The 21309-nt window shown below is 59.9% G+C and carries 23 protein-coding genes and 1 tRNA gene; 18 read left to right on the top strand and 6 right to left on the bottom strand.

What is annotated here, in order from left to right; translation table 11 throughout:
- Position 1: 1 nt before the first annotated feature.
- The 17 genes from OGV19_RS22470 (at position 2) to OGV19_RS22390 (ending at position 16444) form a co-directional block, all read left to right on the top strand.
- Positions 2-286 (top strand): hypothetical protein, encoded by a 285-nt coding sequence (locus OGV19_RS22470; protein WP_264310694.1) that lies wholly within the window; start codon positions 2-4, stop codon positions 284-286.
- Entirely contained in the window at positions 279-506 is a 228-nt protein-coding gene (locus tag OGV19_RS22465; protein WP_196128462.1) for a hypothetical protein, read from the top strand. The genes OGV19_RS22470 and OGV19_RS22465 overlap by 8 nt, the downstream gene beginning before the upstream one ends.
- Positions 503-1393 (top strand): toprim domain-containing protein, encoded by an 891-nt coding sequence (locus tag OGV19_RS22460; RefSeq protein ID WP_264310693.1) that lies wholly within the window; start codon positions 503-505, stop codon positions 1391-1393. Before OGV19_RS22465 ends, OGV19_RS22460 begins: the two co-directional genes overlap by 4 nt.
- Positions 1380-3179, top strand: coding sequence for a DUF927 domain-containing protein (locus tag OGV19_RS22455; protein WP_264310692.1), 1800 nt, complete (start codon positions 1380-1382; stop codon positions 3177-3179). Before OGV19_RS22460 ends, OGV19_RS22455 begins: the two co-directional genes overlap by 14 nt.
- 336 nt (positions 3180-3515) lie before the next feature.
- Positions 3516-3818 (top strand): hypothetical protein, encoded by a 303-nt coding sequence (locus OGV19_RS22450; RefSeq protein WP_264310691.1) that lies wholly within the window; start codon positions 3516-3518, stop codon positions 3816-3818.
- Positions 3815-4414, top strand: a complete 600-nt coding sequence (locus tag OGV19_RS22445; RefSeq protein WP_264310690.1) for a hypothetical protein — start codon at positions 3815-3817, stop codon at positions 4412-4414. The genes OGV19_RS22450 and OGV19_RS22445 overlap by 4 nt, the downstream gene beginning before the upstream one ends.
- A 3-nt stretch (positions 4415-4417) precedes the next feature.
- Positions 4418-5362, top strand: coding sequence for an RNA polymerase sigma factor (locus OGV19_RS22440; RefSeq protein WP_050580700.1), 945 nt, complete (start codon positions 4418-4420; stop codon positions 5360-5362).
- 176 nt (positions 5363-5538) lie between these two features.
- A complete protein-coding gene (locus tag OGV19_RS22435) occupies positions 5539-6150 on the top strand; it encodes a hypothetical protein (protein WP_060538543.1) in 612 nt (203 codons plus the stop codon).
- A 281-nt stretch (positions 6151-6431) separates the two neighbouring features.
- Complete coding sequence (locus tag OGV19_RS22430; protein ID WP_264310689.1) at positions 6432-6617, top strand: hypothetical protein; 186 nt, start codon at positions 6432-6434, stop codon at positions 6615-6617.
- 91 nt (positions 6618-6708) lie between these two features.
- Positions 6709-10323: a phage tail length tape measure family protein gene (locus OGV19_RS22425; protein ID WP_264310688.1), complete on the top strand. Its 3615-nt coding sequence runs from the start codon at positions 6709-6711 to the stop codon at positions 10321-10323.
- Complete coding sequence (locus tag OGV19_RS22420) at positions 10320-10634, top strand: hypothetical protein (protein ID WP_264310687.1); 315 nt, start codon at positions 10320-10322, stop codon at positions 10632-10634. Before OGV19_RS22425 ends, OGV19_RS22420 begins: the two co-directional genes overlap by 4 nt.
- A 144-nt stretch (positions 10635-10778) precedes the next feature.
- A complete protein-coding gene (locus OGV19_RS22415) occupies positions 10779-11393 on the top strand; it encodes a recombinase family protein (protein WP_264310686.1) in 615 nt (204 codons plus the stop codon).
- A 1202-nt stretch (positions 11394-12595) separates the two neighbouring features.
- A complete protein-coding gene (locus OGV19_RS22410; protein ID WP_264310685.1) occupies positions 12596-13492 on the top strand; it encodes a DUF6731 family protein in 897 nt (298 codons plus the stop codon).
- Positions 13476-13880 carry a hypothetical protein gene (locus OGV19_RS22405; RefSeq protein WP_264310684.1) on the top strand — a complete coding sequence of 135 codons (405 nt, stop codon included), beginning with the start codon at positions 13476-13478 and terminating at the stop codon, positions 13878-13880. The genes OGV19_RS22410 and OGV19_RS22405 overlap by 17 nt, the downstream gene beginning before the upstream one ends.
- A gap of 984 nt (positions 13881-14864) precedes the next feature.
- Entirely contained in the window at positions 14865-15110 is a 246-nt protein-coding gene (locus OGV19_RS22400; RefSeq protein ID WP_264310683.1) for a hypothetical protein, read from the top strand.
- Positions 15111-15332: 222 nt separating this feature from the next.
- Entirely contained in the window at positions 15333-15536 is a 204-nt protein-coding gene (locus OGV19_RS22395; RefSeq protein WP_027610146.1) for a hypothetical protein, read from the top strand.
- 659 nt (positions 15537-16195) lie between these two features.
- Complete coding sequence (locus tag OGV19_RS22390) at positions 16196-16444, top strand: pyocin activator PrtN family protein (protein WP_264310682.1); 249 nt, start codon at positions 16196-16198, stop codon at positions 16442-16444.
- A 122-nt stretch (positions 16445-16566) separates the two neighbouring features.
- On the opposite strand, the gene OGV19_RS22385 is transcribed toward OGV19_RS22390, so the two are convergent.
- The 3 genes from OGV19_RS22385 to OGV19_RS22375 all read right to left on the bottom strand — a co-directional run bounded on the left by OGV19_RS22385 (position 16567) and on the right by OGV19_RS22375 (position 17572).
- The gene (locus tag OGV19_RS22385; RefSeq protein ID WP_319026088.1) at positions 16567-16746 is read right to left on the bottom strand and encodes a helix-turn-helix transcriptional regulator; all 180 of its coding nucleotides are present in this window, start codon (positions 16744-16746) and stop codon (positions 16567-16569) included.
- A 403-nt stretch (positions 16747-17149) separates the two neighbouring features.
- Positions 17150-17225: transfer RNA gene (locus OGV19_RS22380), tRNA-Thr, on the bottom strand.
- 98 nt (positions 17226-17323) lie between these two features.
- Entirely contained in the window at positions 17324-17572 is a 249-nt protein-coding gene (locus OGV19_RS22375) for a hypothetical protein (protein ID WP_264310681.1), read from the bottom strand.
- A 456-nt stretch (positions 17573-18028) separates the two neighbouring features.
- Here OGV19_RS22375 and OGV19_RS22370 point away from each other — a divergent pair, with 456 nt between their 5' ends.
- Positions 18029-18322: a DUF3077 domain-containing protein gene (locus OGV19_RS22370; RefSeq protein WP_264310680.1), complete on the top strand. Its 294-nt coding sequence runs from the start codon at positions 18029-18031 to the stop codon at positions 18320-18322.
- Between the two features lie 236 nt (positions 18323-18558).
- Here the strand turns inward: OGV19_RS22370 and OGV19_RS22365 are convergent, their stop codons facing one another.
- From OGV19_RS22365 to OGV19_RS22355, 3 genes are all read right to left on the bottom strand, one after another.
- On the bottom strand, positions 18559-19770 hold the full coding sequence (locus OGV19_RS22365) for a methyltransferase (protein ID WP_264310679.1): 1212 nt from the start codon (positions 19768-19770) through the stop codon (positions 18559-18561).
- Between the two features lie 125 nt (positions 19771-19895).
- Positions 19896-20585 carry an ABC transporter permease gene (locus OGV19_RS22360; RefSeq protein WP_264310678.1) on the bottom strand — a complete coding sequence of 230 codons (690 nt, stop codon included), beginning with the start codon at positions 20583-20585 and terminating at the stop codon, positions 19896-19898.
- Positions 20585-21277, bottom strand: a complete 693-nt coding sequence (locus OGV19_RS22355; protein WP_264310677.1) for an ABC transporter permease — start codon at positions 21275-21277, stop codon at positions 20585-20587. The genes OGV19_RS22360 and OGV19_RS22355 overlap by 1 nt, the downstream gene beginning before the upstream one ends.
- Positions 21278-21309 lie beyond the last annotated feature (32 nt).

The following is a 21309-nucleotide window of genomic DNA, read 5'->3' as shown; positions in this document are numbered from 1 at the left end:
CATGACCAATTTTCAACAGCGCCGCGCTGCGCTGAGGGATTCGTTCATCCCGAAGAAAGCCACCGAGCTGTATTACGTGAGACATCCGAAGGTCGACCGGGCGCTACTGGGGCCGTTCTTGAGCCTGGCCGACGCCGAGTGTGGGCGCGTAGTTTTGCGTAGTCCTGATGCGGTGGTGACGGCCTGCCGCGTCGAGTCGCTCGGCGCGCTGACCTACTGGCACGCGGTGAACAATGGCCAAGTTTGCCGGACCTTCGCAGGCGCTGAAGGGGTGAACCATGAGTAAGGTCACTTCCATTCGACGCAAGGGTGCCGGTGGTCCGCCGACTGCTGGCGCCTACATCGACAGCGCCAGCTACACGCTGCTGGTGGAGAGCCTGGTGGGGTTTCTGGAACTGCGCATTGCCGAGGGTGACGCTGGCCGTCACTGCCCTGAGCTGGAGCGCCTGACCAATCAACTGGAACGGCTGGCCAAGCGCTTCACGCCGCCGCAGGGGGCCGCATGACTGATCCTGTGATCTTGTTCAGCGACGTGCTCCAGTCGGCCTATGGTCTGCTCGACTGGTTACCACTGGACGATGGCGACATTCACCGCTTCCACGTCCCCGGCGACAAGCCCGGCACGCTCAATGGCTGGTACTGCCTGTTTGCTGATGGCATTGCCTCGGGCGCGTTCGGGAGCTGGAAGACGGGCGGCACCAACACTTGGTGTAGCCGTGAGCCGGTGGACGCCCGCGAAGCCGAGCAGGTGCGCCAGCGCATGGAGCAAGCCCGGCGCCAGCGGGAGGCCGAACGGCAGCGGCGCCAGCTTAGGGCGGCCGGCCTGGCGCAGCGCTGGTGGCGTGACGCCCGTCGTGCTGATCCGGCCCACCCCTACCTGGTCGCTAAGTCCATTCGAGCTCACGGTTTGCGCCAGCGTGGTGACGACCTGCTGATCCCTCTGTACGCGGCTGGTGTGCTTGTGAACCTGCAGCGGATCGCCCCAGATGGCGACAAGCGCTTCCTGTATGGCGGGCGAATCAAGGGCGCCTATTCGCCGCTGGGGCGCATCACCCCGGGCATGCCGCTGTGCATCTGCGAAGGCTGGGCTACGGGCGCCACGCTCCACGCAAGCGGCTACACGGTCGCCTGTGCGATGAACGCCGGGAACCTGAAACCGGTGGCACTGGCGCTGCGGGCCGACCACCCCGGCACCGAAATCATCATCGCCGGCGACGACGACCGCGAAACCGAGGCCGAAGGCAAGGGCAATCCGGGGCGCACAGCCGCCCATGAGGCCGCTGTCGCGTGTGGCGGTCTAGTGACCTTCCCCGAGTGGCCGGCCGACGCGCCGCTGTCCCTTTCCGACTTCAACGACCTCGCCGCCTGGAGGTGCCGTCATGCGCCCGCCTGATACCAACGTCATCAACCTGCGCCCCGAAGCACCCAAAGTCGAGCCTGACCGCCCGTGCTGGGGTGTGTATGAGCACTGGGTGACAAATGAGAAAGGCCGCAGGCTCAAACCCGGTGTGTACTGGCACGGCTTCAAGCGCAGCGCCGGCGACGACGACAGCGACGACGATAAGGCAGATCGCCCGATCACTGACGAGTGGATCGCCACGCCCGTGACCGTCGCCGCTCGCACCACCAACAGCGACGATGGCAGCGAAGGCCGGTTTCTGCGCCTGCTCACCGACAGCGGCACCAAGGAGTGGATCATTCCCATGGAGGTGTTCGGTGGAAGCGGCGAGGACGCAAGGCGGACGCTGTTCGGCATGGGCGTCATCATCGCCCTGAAGAAGCGCGGCCAGTTCATGGAGTACCTGCTGGACCAGCACCCTGCAGAGGTGTTCGCCACCACCTGCCGCCCCGGCTGGCATGAGTCAGGCGCCTTTGTGCTACCTGGGCGCACCATCGGCAGCGACAAAGTGCGCTATCAGGCCAGCGCCAGGGGGCAGAACCTGTTCAGCGTGCGCGGGAGCCTGGAGGGTTGGAAGATCGAGGTAGCGGCCAAGTGCGAGGGCAACCCGGTGCTGACCCTGGCCATCGGCTGCGCCCTCGCTGGCCCGCTGCTGAGCTTGGTTGGCGTGTTGGGTGGCGGTGTTCACCTGGTGGGCGACAGCTCCAGCGGCAAGTCGCTGGCGCAACTGATCGGCTCGTCCGTATGGGGCGACCCAGGCATCTTCGCTGCGTCCTGGGATATGACCAAGGGCGGACTGGAGATCGAGGCGTCCAGCCGCAACGACACCATGTTGCCTTTGGACGAGATCAAGCGGGCTGACCCCAAGCGCGTACAGGAAATGGCCTATTCGCTCGCCAACGGCCAAGGCAAGGGCACCATGACCCGCGACCGGGAAGCCCGCGGCAAACTGAGCTGGCGCCTGCTGGCGCTTTCCAGCGGCGAGCGCTCCCTGTCCGAGCACGCGGCCATCAGTGGGAACGCCGCCCATGCTGGCGCTGAGCTGCGCATGGTCGACGTGAACGCCGGTACCCGCACGCACCGCGCCTTTGATGAATTGCACGGCCTGGAGGGCGCTGACTTCCACCGCCAGCTCACGGTGGCCGTAGGAGCGAATCATGGGCACATCGGGCCGGCCTTTGTGGAGAAGCTGCTGGCCAGCGATGACCGCCCCGGGCTGCTCGAGGACTTCGCCGGTATCCGTGCACAGTTTGTCGAGGACAACGCCCAGGCCGGGCGAGTGGCTGATCGCTTCGCGGTGATCGCCCTGGCGGGCGAAATGGCCATTGCCTACGACCTGCTGCCCTGGGCGCCAGGCACCGCTCTGGCCGACTGCCAGCTGCTGTACGGCGAGTGGCTGAGCCGTGTGGGCGGCGGCAATGCCGAAGACCGCCAGATCCTGGCCGGCATCCTCGACTTCATCGACAAGCACGGTAGCAGCCGTTTTTCGGACGTAGAAGACCAGACGCTGGACACCAAGGTGTTCAACCGCGCCGGGTACTGGGAGGTGGTCGGCGCCAAGCGGCTTTATCTGTTCAACAAGTCCGCGCTGACCGAGGCCGCCCATGGTCACGGGCTGGCGCGGGTTGTGAAGGCGCTGGAGGGCGCTGGCGCTCTCGCCAAGCACGATACCGACCGGGACAGCCGCAGGACCAAGAAGTACCGCCTGCCTGCTGGTGGGTCTGCTCGCCTCTATGTGATCGATCCCGACGCCATGGATAGCGAAGGCGGTGGCCTATGACAGTCATCACCACCCAACGCCAATGCCCGAATCCACAGGAACCTAAAAACGTGGGGAACAGGGGGAACGGGGGAACAGCCAGTAAATACGCGGTCTGTAGCCGTTCCCCCTTATTGAAGTGTTGGGGAACAGGGGGAACACAAACATGTTTTTGAATATAAGCGCCTGCTGTTCCCCTTCTGCTTGGTTATCACTGTTCCCCAGTTTTTCGGGTGGGGAACACGTACCCCAGCTGGAGACCCCGGAAATACTGGGGGTTCCCCGCGTTCCCCCGTTCCCCCGATCTTTTTTCACAGACACATTTGGGCGTTATGGGAATCCGGGGGAGGTGACGCCATGAGCCTCCTTTCCGACCTGCTCAATCACATGCCGCCGAACGGTGCCGGCGCTAGCAAGCCACCGATGGCGAAACGCGCTCCGGATCGCCCGCGGCTGGTGTTGGTCGAGCCTATGCAATTGCCATCCGGCCCCTACGCCAACGCCGCCAATGCCACGCCTGCGTGGCGCCAGGCCCGCGACCGGTACATCAGCCACGTCATGACCTGCCGAGGCTGCTATGCGCCTGCCGGTCGCCATTGCCTGACCGGCGCCGGACTGCGCGCCACCTACGACAACACGTCCATGGAGGCCTACCCATGACAATGACCCCGACCATGCGCCTTTGCGATATCGCCCTGAAACCCGGTATAAGCGCCAGCACGCAGCTCATCACCACCCGGCGAATTTGCCGCAACATAGGTCGCAACCTTGATGCGATCCGTGCTGAGCGACGTGCCATGCGCCGCCAGGCTGGCAAGCTGAAAGCGTTCCTGCCGTTCACCCGCCAGGCCATTGCCGATCTGGAGCAGCAGGCAATGGCGCATCGAGATAATGAGTGGAGCAAGGCCAAGGCCGCGCTGGCCGGGTTCGGCCAGTCATTGCTGTTCGATAATGACGGTCTGGCCCGCGCCCTGGGATTCGACCGTATGTGCGACCTGCTGAGTGTGAACACCGTGGAGCGGGAGCAGGCCAGGCGGGATGGCATCACCAGCCTGAACGACCTGGTGTTCACCCATGCGCTGGAGGATAGCGCAGAGCGCCGGGCACAGGACTGGAATGACGCCCCGCTGTTCAACGCCTGCCACGCTGCAATGGCGGACTTCATCAGGGAATGCCCGGATGGCGTGTTGCCTGACCCCTTCGCACCTGGGGCGCCATTCGGGCCAAGGCAGCCACCGAAGCTGCGGGTGGTGTGAGCCATGACCAAGCCAGAATCGAAACAGCCTGATTCACCCGTGAAGACGAAACAACGGGTTTCAGACAAGCAGCGGCGGCAAGTGCTGGACCTGCGCCGGCGTCACTCGCTCCGTGAGGTGGCCCAGATCACCGGCATACCGCTAGGAACGGTGAAGACCCTAGTTTCACGCTCTGGGGCATTCCGCGACAACGAGCAGCATCGTGCCTTGTTCACCCTGCCGCCGATTAGCGCCAGTGCCGAGACCCTACCGAGCGTGCCCGAGCTGCCGCCCCAAGAGGTGGTTACCGGGGACACGGAGGTGGATGCTGTGCTGTGGCTACGCTCGATCATCAGCACCGGCCAGGCCGCGCTGATTGGCCTGGCCATGGAGGGTGCCAAGAAGATCAAGACGCCGCTCAATGTTCTAGAGAAGCGGTACCGGGATTACTTGGTGGCCACCAATCCAGGGCACCTTTTCGCTGCTATGTCGTCGTTCGGCTTCGCTGACTTGGATGCGCTGGCCTCCCGGGCCATTGAGCAGAACCGGCTGAGGCTGGAGGGCGTCGCTCGCTTCGGTGATACCCTGCTGGCCGACACCGAGGCTGAAACGTTCTGCATCGAGGCGCTGCGCGGACTGCGTGCTACCGGCCAGTTCGGTGACTTCGATAAGCGCCAGGTAGCCGCGCGGTTCAACGCCCACCCTGAATTGCTGCCTCATACCTTAGCGGATTGCCTGTACGAGCTGGGCTACTGGGACCAGCTCTACCGGCTGCGTAACGCCGTCGACCGTGACGCCAGCGACGGACCACCCGATGCGACTGCACGGGACTGGTTCGTGTTCGGCCTGCTGGCGCAGATCCGGCCCCGTGACAAGGCCGAGGGACTGGCAGTGTTCCGCTACCTGGTCGCCAGCCAGCGCGACGATATGCCGGAATCGGAAGCAATTCTTGTAAACCTCATTGGGTAGCCGATTCACGATGTCCCGCGTCTTTACTGGCTCATCCCTAGGGTATCCAACAGCAGCGGGCCATTTGAGCAATTGGCATTGTAGGGAGTTGGCGGGTATAAAACCCTGGCCAAGAGCACTTGGCCATCACCTAAGGACGCAGTCGGGGCGCTTTCTGCCCGCTAAGAAGGATGAACATGAAACGACTCTGCACGCTTGCCCTAGCGCTGGCCCTAGCCGGTTGCGCAGGTGTAACTCCCGAAGTCGAATGGGTCACCGTCAGAAGCACTGACCAGTTCACGGACAAATCTACCTGTGGCGTGACTGTGGGCAGCTTCTACACAGGCGGAGGTGTATTTACTGCTTCCAACCACTACTACCCGTACATCGAGTCGGTGAATGGGGAGCTGAGGGTAGGGATTCGAAGCGGGGGCCGTTTCAAAATTCCTGTCGGAGATGTCCAGCTTAGGATCGACCAAAACCCCGCGTGGACCATTGCGACAGGGGAGACCCCAGTGGACTACGTGCCGGAGGGGCAGCTCAAAGCCATGCAGGCATACGGCGGGGATGCCAAGCAGCAGCAGATGCTGGAGAGCACCTACAAGGCCGCCCTGCAGGCCTCTGCCCAGGCTATGTCTCCATTCACCGCAGCGACTGGTGAAAAGGCCGAGAAGATCCTAGCGCAAATGAAGACTGGCAAGGTGCTGATCTATCGCACGCTAGGCATGAACCAGGCTGCCAGCACCACGGGCGAATATGCCCTTGATCAATCGCTGACCAAGGCCTTGGCCGAATGCGGCATTAAGTGATCCCTGCTCGCGCCACAAAACGTTGTACTCCTGTTTTGTGGTGCGCGCACAGCTGGTCAGCCTGGCGCGTAGCATCGTTGACGCCCTATCGTCGTTTCGTATCAATTTGAGTTGCCCCTAGATACTGCTACGAAATTCCCTTCTCGACCCCTCCGTTTGTTGTGTCAGGACGTGCCAGGATGTGTCTCTATTGAGGTGCACCCATAAAACACTGTCTATAAAGCCAGATTAAGCCTAATTTGACCTTTGTGATGCTTTCAACAGCGAACAGAGGACCGACCATGACAGCCACTCCTAAGATGCGCGGCCAGCAGACCAAGCCCACGACTGCAGAAGTCAGAGACGCCTGGGCGCGCCTCCGTGATGCCGCGGGCAAAGGTGATGTACAGGCGAACGCGCTCATCATCGCGCTGACAGAAAACAAGCCGACGTTTTCGCTTCCGCCAGTCTTTAGTCAGGCTGGTTGATTACCCCGCTGCGCCTACCTTTTGGCCGCGTGCGCACTTCGCCGCAATGTCGTGGGCACGCAGATAGGCGCCTGAACAAGGAACTACTCATATGGCGCTCACATCCCGCTTGGCTATTGAGGTCGACGGACGTTCTGCAGAGCAGCAGGTTAAAGACATAAGGGCTGCGCTCGAGGCTTTGGAACAAGCTGGTATCAGGGCAAGCGCCACGTTGCGCAAGTCCGGGGGCGACTACTCCAACTTAGCGATGTCTCTGGCCAGGGTGCAGGCGGCTAACGAAAAAGCTTCATCCTCGACAGATGCGGCCGCCAAGAGCGCGGAGGCAGCGGCAAAGGCTGCTGCCAGCCAGCGCAAAGAGCTAGACAGCCTTCTAGGCAAGATCGACCCCCTAACCAAGAAGCTGAACGACCTAGCGGCCCAGGAAGCCGCGCTGGCCCAAGCCAGAGATTCTGGCCAGATCAACTCGGCAGCCTACGACGCATACAGCCGCAAGCTGCAGGAGTCGCTGAACTCGCTCGCAGGTGTCTCGAATGCCCAGAAGGTGGTGGGCGAAACGGCAGAGCAGGCCAGAACCAGAATCCTGGCGATTGCCGATGCTTCAGTGAAGGCGGCGCAGGAGCAGCGCAACCTCGCCAGCGTTGCGACCGGTCTGTCTGAGGCAGAGCAGGGCCTGCTGTCCGGCAACATGGTCCTCGCGGCCAATCAAGGGCGACTAGCTGAGTCGACCCAAAAGGTAGCAGCGGCCAATCGCCAGGCAAAGGTGGCTACTGAGGCGCAGACCGAGAGCCTGAATGATCTTCTTGCCGCGATCGACCCAACCACTCGCGCACTCAACCGCCTAGATGAGCAAGAGCGCAAGTTGGCTCAACAGAAAAAGATCGGCGCCCTCGATGCAGATACCTTCACGTATTACCAAGGCAAGATCGACCAGGCCCGCGCAGCCCTCACGGGGTTCGATCAATCTCTGAACCGTACCGGGAATACAGCGAAGCAGAATGCCGCAGCGCTCAGGATGCTGCCGGCGCAGTTCAGCGACGTTGTGATCAGCCTGCAGGCAGGACAATCGCCGCTGACAGTCTTCTTGCAGCAAGGATCGCAGATCAAAGACTCCTTTGGCGGGATGGGTCAGGCCGCCCGCGCAACAAGCAGCTATATCATTGGCCTGGTCAACCCATTCACAGTCGCTGCCGCAGCGGCCGGCGTTCTCGCACTGGCCTACAAGCAGGGGAGTGACGAAGCTACCGCCTTCAATGCTTCGCTGGCTTTGACCGGCAATACGGCCGGCACGTCTACCGAGCAGCTTGCCGGGATGGCCCAGCAGGTTTCGGCAACCGGCGGCACGGTGGGTAAAGCAGCGGCCGTATTGGCCCAACTTGCTGCCTCGACCCGTATACCGGTTTCGTCTTTTGAGTCGATCACCAGGGCGGCCATCGACTTCGAGTCGGCCACCGGCCAGGCTGCAGAAGAGACCGTCAAGAACTTCGAGAGGATCGCCAAAGATCCAGCGGCCGAGATTCTGAAACTCAACGAGTCGATGAACTTCCTGACGGCCTCGACCTACGAGCAGATCAAGGCATTGCAGGAGCAGGGGAAAACCCAAGCAGCTGCAGAGCTTGCGAACGATGCGTATGAGCAGGGCCTGAATCGGACCTCGAAAGGTGTGCGGGACAACCTCGGCTACATCGAGGCGAGCTGGAAGGCTGTGACGGGAGCAGCTAAAGCGGCCTGGGATGCTGCTCTCAACGTCGGCCGAGAGAAGACTCTAGATGAACAGCTTAAAGCGCTGGACGAGCAACTGGCCACCATCGCGGAGGCGGCAAACCGGAGAACTCAGCGCAAGCCGGGCGGCGGCCAGGCAGACCCAATCAGCAATCTGGCACCGGCTGACACCTTCCGTCAGGAGGCCCTGGAAGCCGAGAAGACTCAGCTGCTTATCATGAAAGCCGAGAAGGATCGGCGCGCAATGGCCCAGGGTTTGGCCCAGCAGCAGCAAAAACAATCGCTGGATGACCAACTGGCCCTGGATAAGCTTCGCGAAAACTCCGAAAACAATGCAGCGAAGCGCGAGAAGGCTTTGGCCGAGTATCGTCTGCTTGTTGAGAGGAGGGTCGCCGAGGCAAGGGTTAAAAATGATCAGTCGCTACTCATCTCGGCCGATCAGCAAGCCAAAGATATCGCGGCGATCAACGAGAAATACAAAGATCCAAGGACGCCAAAAGGACCGCAGTACAGAGAGGACGCCGGCCAGCGCATGCTAGACGAGGCTCGGCAGCGCTACGCCGTCCTGCAGCAGCAGAGCCGCGTAATCGCCGGTGAGGTCGACCAGACCCAGAAGTTGGGCGCCGAAGCCAAGAAGCTGATCGAACTCGAAAACGAGATCGCCAACCTCAAGGAGAAAAAGACACTCACCACGTCGCAGAAGCAGGTTCTGGCGATGGCTGAGTTGAACCTGGCCCAGCAGAAGCAGAACGCTGAGCTTGAGAAGGCGAATCAGCTGACCCAGGCGCAGTACGAGGTCAAAGCAAAGCTCAAGGCCTACCAGGACAACCTTGATTCTCGAGCTGGCCTTGAAAAGGATCGCTACAGATCTGAACTGGAAGGTGCTGGCCTCGGTGATCGCGCCAAGCAACGAGCGCAGGAGGCGCTGAAGATCCAGCAGGACTATCAAAAGCGCGTCAACAAGATCACCAATGACTACACCGACAGCAACGACAAGAGCGACAGTCGGAAGCAGCTGTATGAAGGCGAGCTTGCAGCTGAGAATAAGGCCTTGAACGATAGCCTTGAGCGGCAGAAGCAGCACTACGCTGACCTTGATGCATTACGTGGCAATTGGCTTTTGGGGGTATCGGAGTCGTGGCAGAACTATGCGGATATGGCCACCGATTACAACGAGCAGGCTAGAGCAGCAACCGAGTCGATTTTGGGTGCGGCCACCATGTCGATTTCGGACAGCTTGGCCGGGATTATTAAAGGCACTCAGTCTCTAGGAGACGCTTTTGGTGACTTGGCCGCGAATATGGCTAACTCAATCATTAATGCTCTGACCCAGATGGCTGCTCAATGGCTGGTTTACCAGGCTGTGCAGTTGGTGGCCGGCAAGGCTACCCAGGCGAGCGCTGCAGGAACTATGGCGGCGAATGCGACAGCGACTTCGTTGCAGGCGGGCTTGGCCGCGTTTGCCTCTACAGCAGCCATTCCCATTGTCGGCCCAGTGCTGGCACCGGAGGCAATGGCCACAGCACTTTCTATTACAGCTCCAATGGCTGCGGCAGTAGCGACTGCCGCTACAGCCGGTATAGGCTTTTCTGATGGCGGTTACACGGGCCCGGGCGGTGTCTATGAGCCGGCCGGCATCGTGCACAAGGGCGAAGTCGTCTGGTCGCAGGCTGATATTCGCCGCTTCGGAGGTGTGTCTGCTGTTGAGGCGCTGCGTGCTGGCAACGTTGTCCCTTCAGGTAACCCTCAAGCGCCTGGGCGACACCTGATAGCGGCTCGGGATGTGCGCACTCCCCCAGCGGCGCATCAGGTATTTATCGTGAACAATAGCAACTCGGTGGTTGAGACACGTACTGGCGAGGATGGCCGTTTAGAGGTTCTCGTCCAGGCGGTGGAGGACCGCTTGGTGGACCAGGTGGCTGCCGGCTGGGGTAACTTCACTCAAGTGCTTGAGCAGTCGTATTCGATGAAAAGGAATGCTTCATGAGTGATATTCAGTGGGACGAGGATGAGCTTCAGCGCAGGCTAGCCGGTTTTTTCTGCGAGTTTTTTGGGATGGAAGATTTGTCGGAAATGCCGATGCATGAGGTGCGAGCGAGAGCTGAGCTTGCGGGCACTTTCATCGGCAGAGCGTTGGCTGTCATTCAGCACAAGGGCCCGGTTGGCTCGGACATAGCGATGACGATTCGCTCTAAGGAGCAAATCTGGAAAACCGCTCTCGTGGACAGCGTGGGACACCTATGTACCCCAGGGGGTGAGCTACGCGAGAAATGGAATAGACGGGAGGGTATCGAATGAGGCGCTCTCGCTAAAGCAGATGTAACCTCGGGTATGCCTGGGCTGATACGGTCTAATTTGACCAAATCAGCCCTTTTCGCTTGATAAGTAACACCCAAAATGCAACAGTATTAGGACAACACCCTAACTGATACAGGTTGCATCATGTTCATTCGCGCCTACCTTCGAGCATCCACCGACGAGCAAGACGCTGGCCGCGCCCGGGCCTCATTGGAAAAGTTTGCCAGCGACCACAACAAGGTCATTGCCTGCGAATACTTGGAGAATGCCAGCGGTGCCGCTGCGGATCGACCGGAGCTGCTGCGCCTGCTCAAGGATGCTCGGAAGGGTGACGTGCTGCTTGTCGAATCTATTGATCGCCTGTCCCGTCTGCCGGCCGACGACTGGGCGAAGCTCAAGAGTGCGATCGACGCCAAGGGTCTGCGCATCGTGGCGTTGGACCTGCCCACCAGCCACCAGGGTATGCGCGACACGAAGGGCGATGAGTTCACCGACCGCATGCTGTCCGCGATCAACTCGATGCTGGTCGAAATGATGGCCGCCATCGCCCGGAAGGATTACGAGCAGCGCCGCGAGCGCCAGGCTCAGGGGATTCAGAAGGCAAAAGCCGAAGGCAAATACCAAGGTCGGCCTGTGGACGAGGAGCTTCACAAGCGCGTGAAGGAGCTTCTCGGCGCCGGGCTAGGTATCCGAGCCACTGCCAGGCATGCGAACTGCTCGACAACCACTGTGCTGCGCATTCGCGACACTGTTGCCTGATACCGTATCGCTCCTGCCCGGCAGCATCACAACCACCTCTCTCGCCAGGCGGTCGAACCTTGACAATTGTTAACAGGGAACTGGGCCGATCAACCAGGGCAAATACTAACTTTTGCTAACAGGCCGGCCCACTAACGCCCGCTCCGATGTCAACATTTGTCAACATGCGGTCCAGTCGTCGAGGTGGATTTCATGACAGGTTTTGACTGGCCGCTAGTGCTGAACATGGCGCTATGATGTGGCGATGAAATGGCGTTCTTGTGCCACGGAATTAGCGCGGATTGGACATTGCTGATGCCGACGAGATGGGCTTCGCACTTTCAGTCCATTGTTGTGCCACAGGAATGCCATTGCGTGCCGCGTCAAAGCCACGGCTACGCCACCATTCAGGTAAACCGAACCCGTACCAGGGTCAGGACTATTTTTGTACCGGGGTCAGGACGTTGTCATTTCAAGCCTGAAAGTGTCCCGAGTCTATTACGGTTTTGGTGAATTTGCCGGTACAGCAGCTGTGTAACACCGTCTCGGACCAATCCAGTTCGGCCTCGGTATCCGCACCGGTATCTAGGGTTTGGGCTAATCATGCTGGATACCTGGCCTAGTTCGCGCAGCGCTTCACGCACGATCGTCACGCAGTCGAAGTGCGCGATCCTTCCACGATGCGCAGCCAGGTACGCACCGGTGGTACGCATTATGGTGTGTGTACCGGCCAGTTCGCGCGCCAGGTTCGCAACCGCCTATGCGCGAACCTGGGCGGCCTGCCTGTTATTAAAAGTTATGGTTTCCAGGTGGAGGTTTCCACTGTGGTTTCCACGGTATCGCAGGTGCCCGGTGACCCACATGCCGCAGTGAATGACCACATGAAAACCGCAATGCTCGCTGCCCAGCGCCAGCCGATCCGATCTCAGGTTTTCTCGGGTTCCACCGTGTAGAAAGCGACACGCTGTGTAGAAATCAACACGGCATACTGGTCAGCGTAGTTTTACCGGGCCTTTACCGAATGTGAGACAGGCATGAGACGGAACCTGCGTGCGCGGACGTCCGAGGCCAGGTGCCAGGCCGCTCGGGTAAAAGCTGACGGTCGGAGTCGTCTCTCATTTCTGCATGCCACGGTAGCCAGTTGCCAGCTACATCCAAATGCCGCACCATCGCTGCCGACGTAGGATCATCAGCGATCCTCTGTGACTCAGGTAAGGGACTGTATGACTGACAGAATGCGGAAGTATGCGATTGACTTTTTCACGGGACACATCGGGCCAGCGAACTCGAAAGAAAAGTTAAGCGCTTTTCTACGTAAACATAGCGGGAAGCTTTGTCCACATGTGGAAGGTGTGACTTATGACGTTGAAATTCGCGGCCTAGTCGAGGCAGAGCCGGGTATATTTCATGGGGTTTTTGCGAAGATTAGAAAAGACGAGTTGCCACATGCTGGTAAGGCTGGTCATCCTGATCGTGACTTAGGGCTGGCGCAGGATGAAGGGCTGGTAGATAAAAACCACTTTGTGTATTACGAGCAGAACGAGCTTTTAGTTATGCAGGCCAACAGGCATGCCGGTACTGCGGTAGCCTTGGGTAAGTATCTTACTGATATACATGGACAGCTTGCAGTTTCATTCAATCCCGTACTTCAGCCCGATGCTACACGCCGGTTGATGCGAGAAGATTTGACCCCGGTCCAGATTGAGACGAGCTTTGCGCGTCCGACGAACCCCGATCTATACCCTGATGACGATTGGTCGCCAGGTCTCCTCGATATGCTTTCTCAGCTTGGCGGCGGGAACGTCAAGCTCTCAGTGACGGCAGACCGCAAGCGAGCCGCGGAAGGAGCGGACAAGCTGACAGACCGTGCCCGCAGGGTTGCACAGGCTTTCAGACAGATACCGAATGTCCGAAAGGTGAAAATCAATATGGAGGATGATGAAGGCATCATCTACCCTATCGACCTTATTGCCGATCGGCTCAAAGTGAAAATTGAAATATCCGTTTCTGGACGCTACCCCAATGAAGCAGGGATGTTCAAAGCATTGAAAGGGGCGAAAAATGACCAGCTCGACAACTTGCAGCAAATATTCGGAATTCCAGGTGCTAACCTTAATTAAGGTCGCCGTGTTTTCTGGAGTTGCAGTGTGTGTTAGCTTTGCGCCTGGCATGACTGATAATGCCGCGAGTTCAATTTCAATTGTGGCGTCGGTCACTAGCACTTTGTTGGGTTTTATTATCGCGGCGGCTGCAATTTTGGTTGCGGTTATCGACAAGCCTTTTATGCAGAATCTAAGTAAAACTGGACACCTGCGCAAGGTCTTACGACAACTGATGCAGTCGGGGTTGTGCATGCTGATGGCGCTAGTTAGTTGCCTGGTTGCTTTGTTCGTCTCCAAGACGATTATGGTTTATGTCTGTGCAGTCAGCTTTGGATTTTTAGCTGTAGCGCTGGCTGACTTAATAGACTGTTCAAATAAATTAATGAAAGTCATGGCGCGACTGTGAATGCAACGAAGTAGAGGCCCGATTGCCAGCGGGCCTTCGTTTTTTGTTTTGCCTTTTGACTTAGCATTGACGGAGTGGAAACTAACCTCACGACGTTGGTGGCCGTCGACAGATGTCTGAGGTTTCCCGCACGCTGGAGGCCGTCCTAGTAGCGGGGCTGATAATGTCGTACCCCAGACAGACCTCAGACGGATTTTGGACAGCTTTGGACGGATCGCCGCTGGTGCTGCTGGCGCTATGGCGTGTGATGGCTAGGCCGACGATCTGGTGGCGGCTTGCTCCGGCCAGACGCTCGTCCAGAATCGCCAGGGGGAACTAGACCGACACTAGACGGCAATAGACGATGGTCGGTAGCCCGGTTCGCTGGATCACTGGCCAGGCTTGGCCTGGTCCTATGCGTGATGGTCTGGCGCGGGCAGTCCCGTCTAATGCCGAAGCCCGAATTCTGGACAGGCTCTGGACGGATCAGCGCCAGCACCAGCAGGTGGAATGGCGTGGGAGCGGTGATTTACCTGGGGGGCGCGGGAGGTTGGCCACCGCCGTCCGGCGTATACCCGTCCAGAATGGCCAGATGATGGCGAAATTCTTGACAGGCCTTGACGGAATCCTTGACAGACCCCTGACGGATTCAGCTGCTGGCGCTTGAGCAGGATCGGCTGTAAGCCTTGCTGTACAAGGGTTGGCGCTGTATATGGCGGGCCTGTGGGAGTGGAGGCCGTCAAGAATTTCCGTGGGTGCTCGTCAAGGTAAAACCGGGTGGTCCAGAACCTGACAAAACCTGACATGCCAGGCTTGCCAGGGACAAAAAAGTGCCAGCTCCTGACACTCTGGCCAGCGGGATGTGGGCTAGGCCGATCGGGCCTCTTCGAGCCAAAGCGCATGCTAGTCCCGACCGTCGTTTCAGAACGCCCCACGATTTGTCAGTGGTAGCCTGATCTGGAACCACCCTCAAGAGAGGGCCCCGGAATGCGTAAGGAGTCGGATATGGAGCCCGAAGTTATCCACGTCCCAGAGCTTGCCATACTGCTCTGCCGATCAGAGTCGGCAATCAGAAGTGCGATGCAGGCGGGGGCGGCCTGGCTTCCGCCATCGTTCAAGCAGGGCCGCCGGATTTGCTGGCGGGTCAGTACCGTCAGGGAGTTCTTGCGAGAGTGTGAGAGCGGACTTCACAAGCCAGTGACACCTGGGCGAAAGCGCCGACCTCCGCCGAGTTTTGCCCGCGTGAAATAGCCCGGATGTTGACCGCGGCGAAACTACCAATTTCGATCGACTCGATTGTCAATTCTGCTACCCGGCAGAGTTGGCCGACCAGGCGGTAGAGCAGCACCCTGGTAGCAGGCCGGAACAGGTGGCCGGGCGGGTCTGTTACAAACTACCCGGATGCTGGGTAGTTATCAGATAATCTGGTGCCTAGCTCGCCACGTTGAGCACCATCACATCGAGGGCCGCGATATGTCCGTTATCGACTGCGACTACCTACCCCAACCGGAGCCGGTCCAGTTCCCGCCAGAGCTGGCGCTACTAATCGTCAGGAAGGCCGCTGCCATGGCCGAGGCATTCGAGAGCAAGGCGCTCGATCAGATGACCATGGACGCCAGCCGGGCGCTTCGCGATGGGATGGAACCGCGCAGGATCATCAGGCAGATGGGGCTGTAGATCCCGGCAAACTTTCCGGTATCTGCTTGAGCAAGGGGTTGCTGTCATCGCAACACCCGCCGGCGAGCAGCCACGGTCATTGGGTGGTGAAGCGCCACCCCACCGTTCCAGGGGAGTGGTGCCCGGCTATACACAACCCCCTGCGCATCGCTTAAACAATGGCTATACACAACCCCCCTCTCACCGACGCAATTGCCCTATGCGCGCCTGCCGGTTACCTGTCGGCCTGAGCCGGATCTTAGTCAGTGCAGAAAGCCGATTGTCATGTAGGCAGCTCATTCTAGGCGGGGCTGTTAGCCTGAGTTAGACCAGAGTTGGCCGAGCGCACCTATCATGAGCCGTGACCAGGTAATGCCAAGAATTCTCAGGTACCGTGACGCCCCTGGGTACTTAGGAATGTGCAGGCTGGAGTTCAACAGGACAGTAAGGCCGTTTGTTGCAGAGTTTCCTATTGGAGTCAGGGGCATCGGTTTCGATCGTTATGAGTTGGACGCATGGGCTGATGCATACATCGCTGCCACACGCGTCCAGAAGGAGCCGAGACAGCGATTGAAGCAAGCTGCTCGGGATCATGAGCAGCAATCTATTGATGCTTCCAAGAAGGCGTTTGAAGATGCGGTACGGCTCGCCACCGGAAAGAAACTGCGTCGAGGCGCGCAGTGAACACTACCTTCTTACTCCTCGCTCAGTACGATGGGATGGTTGTGATCCCAATTGAACGGGTCTGCACCGATTACTTCCCACATCTCTCTGTTGAAAAGCTGAAGGGCAAGATCGCACGCGGCGAAATTCGGCTCCCACTTATCTCGATCGAGAAAAGCCAGAAGTCAGCGCGTGGTGTGCACATTGGGGACCTGGCTTCTTACATTGACGCCAGACGCGCGGAGGCATTGAAAAGTTTGAGATAGGGGCCGCCGCGACCCGTTACGTTCGTGCAGCGAGCGCATAGCAGTTTTGATTGCCGCGGCGGCGGTACCATCTTACCGCCCCGGCGTCAGGCCCAGTCTGTTTCAGATGAAGGGTCTGAACCTCACTCGGCCTCTGATTCATCTGACATCACCGAGGTCATCCAAGCGGAGATATCCGACTGCAACCAGGCGACTGAGTTTGGCCCGAGCCTCACCTGCTTTGGAAATGTACCTTCCCTCATCCGCTTGTAAATGGTGTTTCGGCTGAGTGCGGTGACTCGCGTGACTTCAGCGATACGCATGAAGCGATCATTCTCGGCAGAGACCATTTGCCCCTCCGTCGTAGACAGCGGATTGAGGTCGTCGAATACCCGAAAGGCTTCGCGTTGGCCAAGACGGCCCATCCTTTTACTTTAGCCAAGCGCTTGCGGCTGAGGTGACACAGAGGCCTCTGAATAGGTCAATGCCAAAGCCGGGCTGTGAACCTGGCATGACTCCCGAACCGTCCGGCCGTCCGGCCCTGTCAATGCGCCGCATGGCTGGAGAGCTTTTGCTGCCGGATGTCACGATAGGGCGTTGCGAGGCAGTAAGGAACCAAGGAACAGAGGCAAGCGGAAACGGGGAATGAACGGGGAAAAATGGGGAGTTCAAAGCCCAGAAACGAAAAAGGCCCACCGTGAGGTGAGCCTAAGTCGTTGATTTATATGGTGCCGGCACCAGGAATCGAACCCGGGACCTACTGATTACAAGTCAGTTGCTCTACCATCTGAGCTATACCGGCAATGGGGCGTCATTATAACGATCGTTTGGCGCCTGTAAACCACTTCCTTGCGATTGTTTGCAAATGAGCTAAGTCACCGGCCTAAAAGGAGATTTTTCCTACCAGCCGCGATGGATCGTGTTGACGTTTGGCTCGGTTTTGCCGGGGTTGAAAAACAGCTTGTCGTTGTCGCAGCCGCGCTTGCGGCACGGGGACTCGACGCGCAGGGGCAGGCCTCTGTCGCCGCCCAGCTGCATGCCAGGGGTGTCCCAGCCCAGATTGCTGGAAGGGTGGCTTGAGGTGCCGCTGGCGCACGCGGTCAGGGCCATGGCGAGGGTCAACAGGGCAAGGGTTTTGGCTTGGGTCACGATGAGAAGTCCGTTATTCCATTGTCGGTTCTGGCGCAACGCCAGAAGGTCGCGGGGCTGGCGGTCAGCGCGCGACGTGTCTTTTTAATGATTTGGGTGATGGATGATACACCGTGGAAGGGGAGCGGTGCGTCAGCTGTAAGGCATTTCTGAAGCTGAAACCAAATGCTTCGGGGTTGGCCTGCTTCGGACCTATCCTACGCGCGCTGCCGAAGTATCGCTGTTGTCGGGGAAGTACCTCACGGATACCGTTTTCGGGTCGCTCCGGCGACCGGGTGTGAGAACCCGATTGAGAAATGGCGGCATCGTAATGGTGGCCGTGCGCGGGCAGACTTCGGTCTGGCCGAGTCTTTTCGCGTTTTTCTCCTCGGTTTCTCACCCCGCGTACGGCTGCCACCTTTGATCCGTGAGAAAGATCGGGTGGCAGTTCCTTTTTGAGAAAAATGGAAGTCCGCCATGATCAAGATCGTCCCCGATCCACCCCAGCCCCACATTGAGATCACCACCGCAGGCCTGGAAACCTTCCTCGAAGTCGGCAACCCACCGGTTGGCCTGCTACGCGTACAACCCGGCATCCCCATCGGCGACGCCTACGAGCAGGTCTCGGTCCTGCTCGGTTACATCAAGCACCTGCTCAGGGAGGGTGATATGGAAGACGACCACAAGCTGTTGGGCGCGGCCGATTACCTGACCGCGATGGCCAAGGCACTGATGAACGATATCGAGTTGGCCAACAACAAAAACCGTTGACTCATCGTGCCGCTTTGCGGCCCCTGCAGAAAGCACAACAAAAGTTTATGCACAAGTAGCATTGCCAACTTGCGCGAAAGGCATGCCGAATCCATGCGCCGCTGGTCTTTGCGCAAACGCCTGTTTTTGCAGGCCTTGAACTGCCTCAAGGAATAAGCCAAACGCTTGAAATAGCGCTTGGATCCAACCATTCATCAAAAGCTTGTGCACAGACTTATCCACAGGTTGTGCTGCGGCTAACGGTCGCGTTCCGCCAGGATGAGCATGTTGCGAGGTGTGAGCGGGTAGTCGCAGAACAACCCGAGCCGCACGCTGTAACCCTGTTCTTCCATAAAGAGGGCGCGGTCGAGCACCAGCCACAGTTCCAGTGGGCGGCGGAACAGGTTGCGCACGCGTTCCAGGTTGCGTACTTCGGCCAGGCGCTGCCAGCCGGCGGCTTCAAGGGCAGCCCAGTCCGGCGTGCCGCTCAGGGGCAATTGCTTGAGTGCGGCCAGGTCGCGGCAGTACGCCTCGAAAGGCTTGTCCAGCCAAGCCACCGGCAGCGAGGGGGTGGGCAGGTACTCATCACAGTGGCGCTGCTGGCGTTGCAGCAAGTCGAAGCCCAGGCGGCGGGCCATCGAGGTGTCGCGCTGGCGGCGCACGCGGGCGCCGGCGGTGACGGTTTCACTCAAGGGCAGGCCGAGGTCGTCCAGCGACAATTGCAGGCCGGAAGCTTGTGCGGCTGTGGATAACGGTGGGTAGTGCTGCGCTTCGATGCGGTTGAAGCAGCACGGGGCTACCGCCACTTGCCGGCAGCCTTGCTGGCTGGCCAGGCGCAGCAGGCGCACGTGCAGGTCGCCGCAGGCGTGCAAGGCGACCACGGTTTTTTCGCTGTCGAGGTGGCGGGCGCTGTCGGCGGCCATCACGTCTTGATGCACATGGCGTGCGGTCAGGTGGTGGTGGTCACTCAGGGCTTGGCCGGCGGTGACGAGCTCGGCGTCGTATTCCAGGCAGGTCAGTTGCTGGCCAGGCTGCAGCAGGCGGCGGCCTAGGTGGCCTTTGCCGGAGCACCAGTCCAGCCAGTGTTGCGGTTGTTCGTTGAAGGCCAGGCGGCGGGTGAAGGCTTCGATCTGCTGCCACTTGCGGCCGGGCACGCCGACGTCGAGGCGGTGGGCGGCGGGTGGCAGGCCGGCATCCGGGAGTGCATCGAGGGCGCTTAGGTGGTGGGCTTGCCGGGCCAGCTGGGGGAAGGGCGCAGGCAGGGTGTTTGGGTCGGGCTCGGCTTCGGCGTCGGCCAGGGTGGCTTGGCGCAGGTGGGTGGCGAGCGCTGGGTGTTCGGCTTCCCAATCCAGGCGCAGGGCGGTAAATGGCCTGGGTTTCCACAGGTGCTGGTGCTCGGTCAGGAACTGGTCCAGGGCCTGGAAGCGGTCGCTTAGGGGGTGGCTGTGGAGGATGGGGGGTTGGGTCATGATTGTGGTCGGCAGGGTTGGGGCTGCTTTGCAGCCCTTCGCGAGCAAGCTCGCTCCTACAGGGGGGCATGAGGTCTGAGCCTAGCCTGTGGGAGCGGGCTTGCCCGCGAAGAGGTGGGTGAGGTTTAGCGCCCTTGGCAGGCGTCTACCCGCAACCAGCGCTCCAGCAGTTTGAAGCCTTGCACCAAAACAAACGAGATCGCCAGGTAGAACAACCCGGCGGCAAAGAAGATCTCCACCGGCAGGTAGGTGCGGGCGATGATGGTCCGCGCCATGCCGGTCAGTTCCAGCAGGGTGACGGTACTGGCCAGGGCGCTGGCCTTGAGCATCAGGATCACTTCGTTGCTGTAGGCCGGCAGGCCGATCCGCGCGGCGCGCGGCAGCATTATGTAGAACAGGGTCTTGCCCCGCGACATGCCCAGCGCCCGTGCCGCTTCGATCTCGCCTTTAGGGATCGACTGCAACGCGCCGCGCAAAATCTCGGCGATGTAGGCGGCGGTGTGCAGGGTCATGGTCAGCACGGTGCACCAGAACGGATCGCGCAGGTAAGGCCACAACGAACTGCTGCGCACGGCGTCGAACTGGGCCAGCCCGTAATAGACCAGGAACAGCTGCACCAGCAGCGGCGTACCGCGGAAGAAGAAGATGTAGCTGAACGGCACGGCGCGCACGTACCAGTGGCGCGACGAACGGGCGATGCCCAGTGGGATGGCCAGGATGAGCCCGGCAACCACCGCGATGGCCACCAGCTCAAGGGTCAGGGTCGCGCCCTGGGCCAGGCGTGGCAGCCATTTGATGATGACTTCCCAGTTCATTATTCAGCCCTCGCAAAGCCGCGAGCGGCGCGTTTTTCCATGAAGTGCATGCCGGTCATGGCGACGACGGTCAAGCCCAGGTAGATGCAGGCCGCGACCATGTAGAAGGTGAACGGCTCCTTGGTCATGGTCACGCCGATTTGCGCGTGGCGCATGATTTCTTCCAGGCCGATGACCGAGACCAGCGCGGTGTCTTTCATCAGGATCATGAACAAGTTGCCCAGGCCGGGCAGGGCGATGCGCCACATCTGCGGCAGGATGATCCGCGACAGAATGCGCGCCTTGGACAGGCCCAGCGCCAGGCCAGCTTCGCGGTGGCCCTTGGGGATTGCCAGGATGGCGCCACGGAACACTTCGGTGGCGTACGCGCCGAAGCACAGGCCGAGGGCGATGACGCCGGCGGCGAAGGCACTGAGCTCAAGGCCGGGCATGTTGAGCGCCTCGCCGAGGCTGTTCATCAGGCCGACAGTGCCGAAATAAATAAGCAGGACCCAAAGCAGTTCGGGCACGCCGCGAACCAGGGTCGAGTAGAAGCCACCAAGCCATTGCAGTGGCTTGACCGGGGACGTTTTGGCGAGGGCACCGAGCAGGCCCAGGACTAGCCCCAGCAGCAGGGCGCAAAGCGCCAGTTTTACGGTCATCAAAGTGCCAGCCGCCAGGGCCGGACCGAATCCGTGCAGGTCGATATTCATGGGTAGGGTCGTTCTAGGGACCGGCACGCCGC

It is taken from the genome of Pseudomonas putida (assembly GCF_025905425.1).
Lineage (GTDB): Bacteria > Pseudomonadota > Gammaproteobacteria > Pseudomonadales > Pseudomonadaceae > Aquipseudomonas > Aquipseudomonas putida_AF.
This window is presented reverse-complemented; position numbering and strand designations above follow the sequence as displayed.